This window comes from Pseudomonas sp. LBUM1655 (assembly GCF_059716085.1).
This window is the reverse complement of the sequence record NZ_CP166801.1, coordinates 460,504-473,311: the sequence shown is the minus strand read 5'-3', so window position 1 is coordinate 473,311 and position 12,808 is coordinate 460,504. Positions and strand designations below refer to the sequence as shown.

At 58.0% G+C, this 12,808-nt stretch carries 9 protein-coding genes; 5 read left to right on the top strand and 4 right to left on the bottom strand.

From position 1 onward, the window contains the following. Window positions 1-7 precede the first annotated feature (7 nt). The 4 genes from ACA074_RS02115 to ACA074_RS02100 all read left to right on the top strand — a co-directional run bounded on the left by ACA074_RS02115 (window position 8) and on the right by ACA074_RS02100 (window position 2,805). The gene (locus tag ACA074_RS02115) at window positions 8-811 is read left to right on the top strand and encodes a hypothetical protein (protein WP_497616133.1); all 804 of its coding nucleotides are present in this window, start codon (window positions 8-10) and stop codon (window positions 809-811) included. 191 nt (window positions 812-1,002) lie between these two features. Continuing rightward, entirely contained in the window at window positions 1,003-1,155 is a 153-nt protein-coding gene (locus tag ACA074_RS02110; RefSeq protein WP_401269095.1) for a hypothetical protein, read from the top strand. 518 nt (window positions 1,156-1,673) lie between these two features. Next, complete coding sequence (locus ACA074_RS02105) at window positions 1,674-2,051, top strand: hypothetical protein (RefSeq protein WP_497678349.1); 378 nt, start codon at window positions 1,674-1,676, stop codon at window positions 2,049-2,051. 316 nt (window positions 2,052-2,367) lie between these two features. Beyond that, entirely contained in the window at window positions 2,368-2,805 is a 438-nt protein-coding gene (locus ACA074_RS02100; RefSeq protein ID WP_497678348.1) for an excinuclease, read from the top strand. A gap of 36 nt (window positions 2,806-2,841) precedes the next feature. Here ACA074_RS02100 and ACA074_RS02095 read toward each other — a convergent pair whose 3' ends face one another. Beyond that, window positions 2,842-3,738 (bottom strand): LysR family transcriptional regulator, encoded by an 897-nt coding sequence (locus ACA074_RS02095; protein ID WP_187679612.1) that lies wholly within the window; start codon window positions 3,736-3,738, stop codon window positions 2,842-2,844. A gap of 119 nt (window positions 3,739-3,857) precedes the next feature. Between ACA074_RS02095 and ACA074_RS02090 the strand changes: the two genes are divergently transcribed. Continuing rightward, window positions 3,858-5,132 carry an MFS transporter gene (locus tag ACA074_RS02090; protein ID WP_497678347.1) on the top strand — a complete coding sequence of 425 codons (1,275 nt, stop codon included), beginning with the start codon at window positions 3,858-3,860 and terminating at the stop codon, window positions 5,130-5,132. A 176-nt stretch (window positions 5,133-5,308) separates the two neighbouring features. Here ACA074_RS02090 and hemE read toward each other — a convergent pair whose 3' ends face one another. The 3 genes from hemE to gltB all read right to left on the bottom strand — a co-directional run bounded on the left by hemE (window position 5,309) and on the right by gltB (window position 12,526). After that, window positions 5,309-6,376: a uroporphyrinogen decarboxylase gene (hemE, locus tag ACA074_RS02085; protein ID WP_100846503.1), complete on the bottom strand. Its 1,068-nt coding sequence runs from the start codon at window positions 6,374-6,376 to the stop codon at window positions 5,309-5,311. Between the two features lie 252 nt (window positions 6,377-6,628). Further along, window positions 6,629-8,047, bottom strand: coding sequence for an FAD-dependent oxidoreductase (locus ACA074_RS02080; RefSeq protein WP_007909438.1), 1,419 nt, complete (start codon window positions 8,045-8,047; stop codon window positions 6,629-6,631). A gap of 33 nt (window positions 8,048-8,080) precedes the next feature. Next, window positions 8,081-12,526 carry a glutamate synthase large subunit gene (gene gltB, locus ACA074_RS02075; protein ID WP_489880424.1) on the bottom strand — a complete coding sequence of 1,482 codons (4,446 nt, stop codon included), beginning with the start codon at window positions 12,524-12,526 and terminating at the stop codon, window positions 8,081-8,083. Window positions 12,527-12,808: the final 282 nt, after the last annotated feature.

Here is a 12,808-nt window from a genome sequence, read left to right as displayed (position 1 = left end):
GAAGGGAATGACTCAGTTTTACCGCATCGCCGCCCTGTTGGCCCTGGCCTTCGTCCTCGGCGGTTGCACCAGCAAACCGGTGTACAACGCCAAGGAAGAGTTCTCGCCGAACCTCGGCTTTACCCAGTCACAAATGAGCCGCGCCATCGTCACCGCGCTCAACGACCGTCAATGGGTCGTGCAATCGGTACGCCCAGGCATGATCAAAGCTGCGATCACCGTACGCGGTCGCCATCATGCCGAAGTCGACATCCCGTTCACCCCAACCTCGTTCGAAATCGACTATCGCAGCAGCTACGGCCTCGACGCCAAGGACGGCAAGATCCACGGCAACTACAACCGTTGGGTCAACCGCCTGCGCGACAACGTGCTCAAAGAGCTGTCGATCAACCCGGACATCGAAGCCGTCAACAGTCTTGGCATCATCAAACAAGGTGCCGACGAGCCGACCTACCTGAGCTTTCGCGAAGGCGTCAAACGCGCCACCGACGCCGGCCTGCTCGACGGCAGCGTGAAGTTCTACCTGGCCGGCGAAACCCTGCCCAAACAAGTGCGCAAACTCGACACCGTGAGCAGCAGCCGCAAAACCAACGGCTCGAACAAATCCGACGAAGACGCCTGCTTCTGGGCCCTGCAGTCGGCCCTCGCGACCCTGCAAAACGCCGCGAAAAAAGCCGACGCCAACGCCGTGATCAACATCGCCAGCGTCGACCAGCGCGACCTGTACAAAGACACCGAAAAATTCCAGTGCCGCGCGGGGATGGTGGTGTCGAGCGTGGCGTTGCGTGGAGATTTGGCGCACGTGGATTGATGGAACTGTAGAAACGACAAAGGGCGCCTTTCGGCGCCCTCTGTCATTCAGGAAGTTTCATTCTTTATTATTTAATGAATAACGATTATCGTAAAATCGTCTAAAAAACTGTTACTTCTTACAGTGTCGCAATGCGCTTGGCTGTCACAGGATGCTCACGTAGCTTATCCCAAACGACCAAGGTGATCAAAATGCCAACCCTATCCGACAAAGAACTTCTCAATCTAAATCAGGAGCAAATTAAAGATCTTGACGCAGAGAACGCCGCTCGGCGAGCAGAGTTATTAAAACAAAAACAACAACAAGAACAAATACAGAGTTCGATGCAAGGCAATGGGCATTGAAGCTAGCCCAGCAAGTTAAATTAAATGACATAGATTAATACGCAGCGTTACCCAACGGCCAGCCCCGACCGCTACGACCTGTAAAAAATGGTGTCGAGCGTAGCGTTGCGTGGGGATTTTTCACAAACAGATTGGTTGAGTTGTAGGAACGACAAAGGGCGCCATTCGGCGCCCTTTTTCATTCTGGAAGTTTATTTGCTAAAAAGTTCAGTGTAGCCATTGTGTTTTTCGTCTAAAAGCTGCTCCCAACTGGAGCATAGGAATGCGTTTGACTGCCACAGAACAGACAAAATTGTTATTAAACACCTAGATGCCTTTAGCTCAAAAAGCATCAAGCGCCATAAAACAAAAACATTTAAAAAAATACGAAAATATAGCGAATCAGTCTCTGCGCCTGTCATTAGTGACAGGTGTAGAGACTGCAGAGATCAACTAAATTACTCCCGTGACATAAACGCAATGGAGAATGGATTAACACACCATTCCTTCACAAATTTATTTATCAAAAGGGAATACCCATGAACGATATAGTCGGCGCACAAAAACTTGAAAAAACAATTCAGCAACTGATGATAGATGTCACAGCGGATGACAAGAACACCATTCGAACAAAGGAAGGAGATTTTATTTACACTGAATCAAACAAACGTATTTTCACGCCTATCAACCTTTTGGTTGAGGCGCATGGATCTGAAACTCAATTATCCATCCAGGATTTCGTATCCAGGATTAACGAGTATCTGAATCCCGCCTACGATTTTTTAAACTCGAACGAGCAAGACATTGAAAACATAAGGCGCTTCACTCAAGGATATGCGCCCTACAGACAAGAGATCAGAGACACACACAACAGAAAAACCATGTTTTGCGTGGTCACGATCAACATTATTCGTTGATTGTTAAGTACCGCTCGATGCATTGAACCCTTCGGGTTGAGGCGCATGGACCTGAAACAAAACTATCTATCCAAGACTTCATTTCGATAGCTGACGACGAGTAGGCATACATTGATACATCAAGTTATGAGTGTCGGCTTAATTTCCATTGGCTACTCTTAATTGTTTTAAGGATATCCGGTGTACTTCCGTCCGAGCCCTCTTCATTTACACGATCTACACTCATTCAAGCAGACCATCACACAACGCCTGCCAGAACAGCGAGCCCCAATCCGCCGAGTACTCGCGGTTCACTTTCACCGTCAAGGAGATGACCATGCAAGTGAAAGCCCTGATCGCCGCCACGCTCTTCGGACTGCTCCCCAGTGCCAGCCATGCCACCAATCTGATGTACATGCCCTTCGAGACGGTGTTGTCGGACGCGCTCCGTGCCGGGCGGCTGGATGGCAGTGTGAAGTTTTATCTGGCCGGGAATGGGCCTCAGGGCACTCAGCGGTTGTTGCAGCGCGATGTGACCAGTGATCTGAAGACCAATGGCTTCAACAAGAGCGATCACGATTCCTGCGAGTGGGTGTTGCAGTCGAACCTGATCAAGTTGCAGGCCGAGGCCAAGCGGGTCGGGGCGAATGCGGTGGTCAATATCGTCAGTTATTACGACCAGCATGTGCGCAAGGATTTGAATACGTATGAATGCCGGGCGGGGATTTTTGTCACGCGGGTGGCGTTGAAGGGGGATTTGGTGCGGTTGCCTTAACGGCAAGATCAAAAGATCGCAGCCTTCGGCGGTTAATCAATCACCTTCAACCTTGCGCGTGAGCAATTCGACAAAGGCCTTGGCCATCGGCGATTTCTGATCCTTGCGCTGCACCAGCCACACCGCTGAAATCGCTTCAGGATCCAGCAGCGGCCGGTAGACCACGCCGTCGATGCGCATCCGCTGATAGGACGCAGGCAATACCGACACACCCAACCCCGCCGCCACCAGCCCGATGATGGTCATCGCCTCCCCGGCCTCTTGGGCAAAATGCGGACTGAATCCGGCATCGCGAGCCAGACTGAGCAGTTGTGCGTAAAGACCGCTACCGTAACTGCGCGGGAAAAACACGAACGGCTCCAGCGCCAGCGCCGAGAGAAACAGACCTTCTTCGCTGCCTTGGGCCAACGGATGCTTGGCACTGAGCACCGCCACCAAAGGCTCGCGCATCAGCTCCACCACGCTCAACGAATCGGGCAGACCCAGCGGGCGCATGATGCCAACTTCAATCGACTCGTCCACCAAGGCGTCGGCAACCATGGTGCTGCTCATCTCCCGCAGGTTCAGGTGCACCGCCGGAAAACGCTGACGAAACGAGAAAATCGCCTGGGGAATGGTCGAGTTGAACGGCGCCGACGAGGTGAAGCCGATCTTCAATTCACCGAGTTCGCCGAGTTGCGCACGCCGGGCGACATCCGCCGCTTTGTCGACCTGCGCCAGCACCAGCCGCGCTTCCTCGAGAAATAATCTGCCGGCTTCGCTCAGCTCGACCCGACGATTGGTGCGTTCAAACAACCGCGCACCGACCTCTTGCTCCAGCGCCTGAATCTGCTGGCTCAGCGGCGGCTGGGAAATGCCCAGCACTTGTGCAGCACGGCCGAAATGCAGTTCTTCGGCGACGGCGATGAAGTAGCGCAGGTGACGCAATTCCATGAAAACCCCATTAGGTCGTTAAAGCTATCAAACAGGTCGAACAATATATTGGATAGAAACATTAGCCAGCTATATGATTTTTTCCATTGCCTGCCTGGCCGTGCTCTCCGAGGTCTGATGTGAAAACCGCCGCCGCCTCTCTTGCCCATGAAGTCCCGCCCGCTGCGGCCGACGATGTCGTCGCCGAGCTGCAAGAGATCTACATCGAAAAAGGCACGCCGATGTTCATGCGCACGGTGCTGGCGTTGTTCAGCGGCGGGTTTGCGACGTTTGCCCTGCTGTATTGCGTGCAGCCGATGATGCCGCTGCTATCTCACGAATATTCGATCAACGCGGCGCAGAGCAGCCTGATCCTCTCGGTCGCCACCGGCATGCTCGCCATTGGCCTGCTGATTACCGGGCCGATTTCCGATCGGGTCGGACGCAAACCGGTGATGGTCACTGCACTGTTTGCGGCGGCGCTGTGCACCATCGCCAGTTCGATGATGCCGAGCTGGCAAGGCGTGCTGATCATGCGCGCGCTGATCGGGCTGTCGTTGAGCGGGCTGGCGGCGGTGGCAATGACTTACTTGAGCGAAGAGATTCACCCGCAACACATCGGCCTGGCGATGGGTCTGTACATCGGCGGCAACGCGATTGGCGGGATGAGCGGACGCTTGATCACCGGGGTGCTGATCGACTTCGTCAGTTGGCACACGGCGATGCTGGTGATCGGCGGTCTGGCGCTGATTGCGGCGGCAGTGTTCTGGAAGATTCTTCCGGAGTCACGCAATTTCCGCTCGCGTTCGTTGCATCCGCGCAGTCTGCTCGACGGTTTCACCATGCACTTTCGCGATGCCGGTTTGCCGCTGCTGTTTCTCGAAGCTTTCGTGTTGATGGGCGCGTTTGTCACGTTGTTCAACTACATCGGTTATCGCTTGCTGGCTCAGCCATACAACCTCGATCAGGTGTTTGTCGGCTTGCTCTCGGTGGTGTACCTGTCGGGTATCTACAGCTCGGCGAAGATCGGTTCGCTGGCGGACAAGCTGGGACGGCGCAAAGTGTTGTGGGCGACGATTGCCCTGATGTTCGTCGGCCTCGCCCTGACGATGTTCACGCCGTTGCCGCTGGTAATCATCGGCATGCTGATCTTCACCTTCGGCTTCTTCGCCGCTCACTCGGTAGCGAGCAGCTGGATCGGCCGGCGCGCAATCAAGGCCAGGGGCCAGGCGTCGTCGTTGTATCTGTTCAGCTATTACGCCGGGTCGAGCATTGCCGGGACGGCAGGCGGGGTGTTCTGGCACTTGGGCGGATGGAACGGGATTGGCTTGTTCATCGGCGCGTTGTTGCTGGTGGCGCTGTTGGTGGCGTTGAAGCTGGCGAAGTTACCGCCGTTGCAGGGCGTCAAAGCCTGACAAAAAACCCATGTGGGAGCGAGCCTGCTCGCGAAGACGTTTTGTCAGTTGATGCAAAGTTTGCTGATCCACCGCTTTCGCGAGCAGGCTCGCTCCCACAGTTGATCTGTGTCCGACATTGAATCGTGCAAACAAAAACGCCCGACATAAGCCGGGCGTTTTTTATTGGGCAAAGATCACTCGTGATACTGCGCCGACAGCTCATGCACTGCGCGCAGGAAGGCGCCGGCGTGTTCCGGATCAACCTCAGGGGTGATGCCGTGACCGAGGTTGAACACATGGCCGCTGCCCTTGCCGTAGCTGGCGAGGATGCGCCCGACTTCGGTGCGGATGGCTTCCGGCTTCGCGTAAAGCACGGTCGGGTCCATGTTGCCTTGCAGCGCAACCTTGTCGCCGACGCGGGCGCGGGCGTTGCCGATGTCGCAGGTCCAGTCCAGGCCCAGTGCGTCGGCCCCAGCCTCGGCGATGCTTTCCAGCCACAGGCCGCCGTTCTTGGTGAAAAGGATCACCGGCACCTTACGACCGTCGTGCTCGCGGATCAGGCCGCTGACGATTTTCTTCATGTAGGCCAGCGAGAACTCCTGGTACGCCGCCGCCGACAGGTTGCCGCCCCAGGTGTCGAAGATCTGCACCGCTTGCGCACCGGCCATGATCTGGCCGTTGAGGTACGAGGTCACCGACTGCGCCAGTTTATCCAACAGCAGGTGCATGGCTTGCGGGTTGTCGTAGAGCATGGCTTTGGTCTTGCGGAAGTCTTTCGACGAGCCGCCCTCGACCATGTAGGTGGCCAGCGTCCAAGGGCTACCGGAGAAACCGATCAGCGGCACGCGACCGTTGAGTTCGCGGCGGATGGTGCTGACCGCGTCCATCACGTAGCCGAGGTCTTTGTGCGGATCAGGGATCGGCAGGGCTTCGATGTCGGCCAGGGTGCTGACGACTTTCTTGAAGCGCGGGCCTTCACCGGTCTCGAAGTACAGGCCCTGGCCCATGGCATCGGGAATGGTGAGGATGTCGGAAAACAGGATCGCCGCGTCCAGTTGTGGATAACGGTCGAGCGGTTGCATCGTGACTTCGCAAGCGAACTCCGGATTCATGCACAGGCTCATGAAGTCACCGGCGTGGGCACGGCTGGCGCGGTATTCCGGCAGGTAGCGACCGGCCTGACGCATCATCCACACGGGGGTGACGTCTACGGGTTGCTTGAGCAGGGCGCGGAGGAAACGGTCGTTCTTCAGGGCAGTCATGTCGGCATCCGGAAAAAAAGTGCGGGCATTTTCTCAGAGCGCGACGCAAAAGGCACGGATGCAGGTCAGCCTTTTGTCTATCGGGTCAATTAATTGCGCTGGATTGCGCTACTAGCAACACTGAGAAACAACCGTGGGAGCGAGCCTGCTCGCGAAGAGGCCGGTACATCCAACATTGAAGTTGGCTGACAGACCGCTCTCGCGAGCAGGCTCGCTCCCACAGGGTTATTGCATTTGGCTCAGGGCCCGGGGTTAGACGCCCAGGTAATCCAGAATCCCTTCAGCCGCATTACGGCCTTCGAAGATCGCCGTCACTACCAGATCCGAACCGCGCACCATGTCGCCACCGGCGAAGATTTTCGGGTTGCTGGTCTGGTGCTTGTACTGACCTTGTTCCGGGGCCACCACGCGGCCCTGGCTGTCGGTCTGGATTTCGAACTGTTCAAACCACGGCGCCGGGCTCGGGCGGAAACCGAAGGCGATGACCACGGCGTCGGCCGGGATGATCTCTTCGGAGCCCGGAATCGGCTCAGGGCTGCGGCGGCCACGGGCGTCCGGTTCGCCGAGACGGGTCTCGACCACTTTGACGCCTTCGACCTTGTCTTCACCGACGATGGCGATCGGCTGGCGGTTGTAGAGGAATTTCACGCCTTCTTCCTTGGCGTTCTTCACCTCTTTGCGCGAGCCGGGCATGTTCGCTTCGTCACGACGATAGGCACAGGTCACCGACTTGGCGCCCTGACGAATCGACGTACGGTTGCAGTCCATGGCCGTGTCGCCGCCGCCGAGTACCACGACCTTCTTGCCTTTCATGTCGACGAAATCTTCCGGCGACTTTTCAAAGCCCAGGTTGCGGTTGACGTTGGCAATCAGGAAATCCAGCGCGTCATAAACGCCCGGCAGATCCTCACCGGCAAAACCGCCCTTCATGTAGGTGTAGGTGCCCATGCCCATGAACACGGCATCGTATTCGGCGAGCAGTTGCTCCATGGTCACGTCCTTGCCGACCTCGGTGTTGAGGCGGAACTCGATGCCCATGCCGGTGAAGACTTCGCGGCGATTGCTCAGCACAGTCTTTTCCAGTTTGAACTCCGGGATACCGAAGGTCAGCAGACCGCCGATTTCCGGGTTCTTGTCGAACACCACCGGGGTCACGCCGCCACGTACCAGCACGTCAGCACAGCCCAGACCCGCCGGGCCTGCACCAATGATCGCGACACGCTTGCCGGTCGGTTTGACCTTGGACATGTCCGGGCGCCAGCCCATGGCGAACGCGGTGTCGGTGATGTACTTCTCGACCGAACCGATAGTCACCGCGCCGAAACCGTCGTTGAGGGTGCAGGCACCCTCGCACAGACGATCCTGCGGGCAAACCCGGCCGCAGACTTCCGGCAGGGTGTTGGTCTGGTGCGACAGCTCGGCGGCCTGGAGGATGTTGCCCTCGGCCACCAGCTTCAACCAGTTGGGAATGAAGTTGTGCACCGGGCACTTCCATTCGCAATACGGGTTGCCGCAACCCAGGCAGCGGTGGGCTTGATCGGCCGACTGCTGGGGTTTGAACGGTTCGTAGATCTCGACGAACTCTTTCTTGCGTTGACGCAACAGTTTCTTCTTCGGATCTTTGCGCCCGACATCGATGAACTGGAAGTCGTTATTCAGACGTTCAGCCATTGTTAAAACCTCATCAAACTCTTCAGGCGCATATCACTGCGGGTTGGCACGAGTGCTGGAAAGCAACGACTTCAGGTTGGCAGCCTTCGGCTTGACCAGCCAGAAACGGCGCAAGTAGTCATCGAGGTTTTCGGCGAGTTCACGACCCCACTCGCTGTCGGTTTCGGCGACGTACTCGTTCAGCACGTTTTGCAGGTGGCTGCGATAAGCCTCCATCGCTTCGCCGCTGATCCGCTGGATTTCCACCAGTTCGTGGTTGACCCGGTCAACGAAGGTGTTGTCCTGGTCGAGCACGTAGGCGAAACCACCGGTCATGCCAGAGCCGAAGTTGTAACCGGTCTTGCCCAGAACGGCGACAAAACCACCGGTCATGTACTCGCAGCAGTGATCGCCAGTGCCTTCAACAACCGTGTGGGCACCGGAGTTACGCACGGCGAAACGCTCGCCTGCGGTGCCGGCGGCGAACAGCTTGCCGCCCGTGGCGCCGTACAGACAGGTGTTGCCGATGATGGCGCTTTCCTGAGTCTTATAAACGCTGCCCTTCGGCGGCACGATGGTCAGCTTGCCACCGGTCATGCCTTTGCCGACGTAGTCGTTGGCATCGCCTTCCAGATACATGTTCAGACCGCCGGCGTTCCACACCCCGAAGCTCTGCCCGGCAGTGCCTTTGAAGCGGAAGGTGATCGGCGCCTTGGCCATGCCCTGGTTGCCGTGCTTGCGCGCGATTTCGCCGGAGATCCGTGCACCGATCGAACGGTCGCAGTTGCAGATGTCCAGTTCGAACTCGGCGCCGCTCATGTCGTTGATCGCTGACGTCGCCATCTCGACCATTTTCTCGGCCAACAGGCCTTGGTCGAACGGCGGGTTGCGCTCAACGCCGCAGAACTGAGGCTTGTCCGCCGGGATGTGATCGCTGCCCAGCAGCGGAGTCAGATCCAGGTGGTTTTGCTTGGCGGTCTGGCCTTCGAGGATTTCCAGCAGATCGGTGCGACCGATCAGCTCTTCGAGGGAGCGCACGCCAAGCTTGGCCAGCCACTCACGGGTTTCTTCGGCGACATAGGTGAAGAAGTTCACCACCATGTCGACGGTGCCGATGTAGTGATCCTTGCGCAGCTTCTCGTTCTGAGTCGCAACGCCGGTGGCGCAGTTGTTCAGGTGGCAGATACGCAGGTATTTGCAGCCCAGCGCGATCATTGGCGCGGTGCCGAAGCCGAAGCTTTCGGCGCCGAGGATCGCAGCCTTGATCACGTCGAGGCCGGTTTTCAGGCCGCCATCGGTCTGCACCCGGACTTTGCCGCGTAGGTCGTTGCCGCGCAGGGTCTGGTGGGTTTCGGCGAGGCCGAGTTCCCACGGCGCACCAGCGTACTTGATCGAGGTCAGCGGCGAAGCACCGGTGCCACCGTCGTAGCCGGAGATGGTGATCAAGTCCGCGTAGGCCTTGGCCACACCGGCAGCGATGGTGCCGACGCCCGCTTCTGCTACCAGTTTCACCGAGACCAGCGCCTTCGGGTTGACCTGCTTGAGGTCAAAGATCAACTGCGACAAGTCTTCGATCGAATAGATGTCGTGGTGCGGCGGCGGCGAAATCAGGGTTACGCCCGGTACTGCATAACGCAGCTTGGCGATCAGCCCGTTGACTTTACCGCCCGGCAGTTGCCCGCCCTCGCCCGGCTTGGCGCCCTGGGCAACCTTGATCTGCAGCACTTCGGCGTTGACCAGGTATTCCGGGGTTACCCCGAAACGGCCAGTCGCGACTTGCTTGATTTTCGAGCTCTTGATGGTGCCGTAACGCGCCGGGTCTTCGCCGCCTTCGCCGGAGTTGGAACGCGCGCCGAGGCGGTTCATGGCTTCGGCCAGGGCTTCGTGAGCTTCCGGCGACAGGGCGCCCAGCGAGATACCGGCGGAGTCGAAGCGCTTGAGCACCGATTCCAGCGGTTCGATTTCACTGATGTCCAGCGGCGTGTCGAGGGTCTTGACCTTGAGCAGGTCGCGAATCATCGACACCGGACGGTTGTCCACCAGCGAGGTGTATTCCTTGAACTTGGCGTAGTCGCCCTGCTGCACGGCGGCTTGCAGGGTGTTGACCACGTCCGGGTTGTAGGCGTGATATTCGCCACCGTGGACGAACTTCAGCAGACCGCCCTGCTGGATCGGCTTGCGCGGACTCCAGGCTTCGGTGGCCAGCGCTTTCTGCTCGGCTTCGATGTCGACGAAACGCGCACCCTTGATGCGGCTCGGCACGCCACGGAAGCTCAGCTCGCACACTTCTTCAGACAGACCGATGGCTTCGAACAACTGAGCGCCACGGTACGAAGCGATGGTCGAGATGCCCATCTTCGAGAGGATCTTCAGCAGACCTTTGGTGATGCCTTTGCGGTAGTTCTTGAACACCTCGTAGAGGTCGCCCAGCACTTCACCGGTACGGATCAGGTCGCCCAGCACTTCGTAAGCCAGGAACGGATAGACCGCCGAGGCACCAAAACCGATCAGCACCGCGAAGTGATGCGGATCGCGTGCAGTAGCGGTTTCAACAAGGATGTTGGAGTCGCAGCGCAGGCCTTTTTCGGTCAGGCGGTGGTGTACCGCGCCGGTGGCCAGCGAAGCGTGGATCGGCAGTTTGCCCGGAGCGATATGGCGGTCGCTCAGAACGATCTGGGTACGACCGGCACGCACGGCTTCTTCAGCCTGATCGGCAACATTGCGGATGGCCGCTTCGAGACCGACGCTTTCGTCGTAGTTGAGGTCGATGATCTGCCGCTCGAAACCCGGGCGGTCGAGGTTCATCAACGAACGCCACTTGGCCGGGGAAATGACCGGCGAGCTGAGGATCACGCGCGAGGCGTGTTCCGGCGACTCCTGGAAGATGTTGCGCTCGGCACCGAGGCAGATTTCCAGCGACATCACGATCGCTTCACGCAGCGGGTCGATCGGCGGGTTGGTCACCTGCGCAAACTGCTGACGGAAATAATCGTACGGCGTGCGCACACGCTGGGACAGCACGGCCATCGGCGTGTCATCGCCCATCGAACCCACGGCTTCATAGCCTTGCTCACCGAGCGGACGCAGTACCTGATCGCGCTCCTCGAACGTGACCTGATACATCTTCATGTATTGCTTGAGCTGATCAACGTCGTAGAAGGCCGAACCGTGATCGTTGTCTTCCATGGTCGCCTGAATGCGCAGGGCGTTCTTGCGCAGCCATTGCTTGTACGGATGACGGGATTTCAGACGGTTGTCGATCGCATCGGTGTCGAGGATCTGCCCGGTTTCGGTGTCCACGGCAAGGATCTGGCCCGGGCCTACGCGGCCCTTGGCGATAACGTCTTCGGGCTGGTAATTCCAGACGCCGATTTCCGACGCAACGGTGATGAAACCGTTGGTGGTGGTGACCCAGCGCGCCGGGCGCAGACCGTTACGGTCGAGCAGGCACACCGCGTAGCGACCGTCGGTCATGACCACGCCGGCCGGGCCGTCCCACGGTTCCATGTGCATCGAGTTGTACTCGTAGAACGCACGCAGATCCGGGTCCATGGTTTCGACGTTCTGCCACGCAGGCGGAATGATCATCCGCACGCCACGGAACAGGTCGATGCCGCCGGTGACCATCAGCTCAAGCATGTTGTCCATGCTCGAGGAGTCGGAGCCGACACGGTTGACCAGCGGGCCGAGTTCTTCCAGATCCATCAGATCATTGGTGAACTTGGTCCGACGGGCCTGTGCCCAGTTACGGTTACCGGTGATGGTGTTGATCTCGCCGTTGTGGGCGAGGAAGCGGAATGGCTGAGCCAGCGGCCATTTCGGCAGGGTGTTGGTGGAGAAGCGCTGGTGGAACACGCAGATCGCGGTTTGCAGGCGCTCGTCACTCAGGTCCGGATAAAACGCGGCCAGGTCGGCCGGCATCATCAGGCCTTTATAGATGATGGTCTTGTGCGAAAAGCTGCAGATGTAGTGGTCGGAGTCGACGGCGTTAGACACCGACGAACGACGACGGGCGCTGAACAGCTTTACCGCCATGTCCTGATCGCTCAGGCCTTCACCGCCGATGTACACCTGCTCGATCTGCGGCAGGCGCTCCAGGGCCAGGCGGCCGAGGACGCTGGTGTCGATGGGCACTTTGCGCCAGCCGATCAGTTGCAGGCCTTCAGCAAGGATCTCGCGGTTCATGTTCTCGCGAGCGGCTTCGGCCTTGGCCGGATCCTGATTGAAGAAGACCATGCCCACGGCATATTGCTTGGGCAGTTCGACGCTGAAGGATTCCTGGGCAATGGCACGCAGGAACGCGTCAGGCTTTTGAATCAGCAGACCGCAACCGTCACCGGTCTTGCCGTCGGCATTAATCCCACCGCGGTGGGTCATGCAGGTCAGGGCCTCAATGGCCGTTTGCAAAAGGGTATGACTGGGCTCGCCCTGCATGTGGGCTATCAGGCCGAAACCGCAGTTATCCTTGAATTCATCTGGTTGGTACAGACCTGCTTTCATAGACACTTTCTCACCAGGCTGCCTCTTTTCGAGGCAAATTTCTTTTCAATTCAACCACTTGCGATCCACGCCGAACGTACGCCGGCTTAGCGGGGGCAAAAGGGTGGTCATTGTACACAGCGACACAGACGCTCACAAATTTGACGACGAAATGTCGCAAATCTATGTCGCATTTGTGAAAGGTTTAAAGCGATCTGCTGTGCTAGTCAAAACTTTTTTAATTTTGACTGCAACGACTCAAAGACTACTGTGACGCAGACACCACAAGGCACGCGGCCTGTA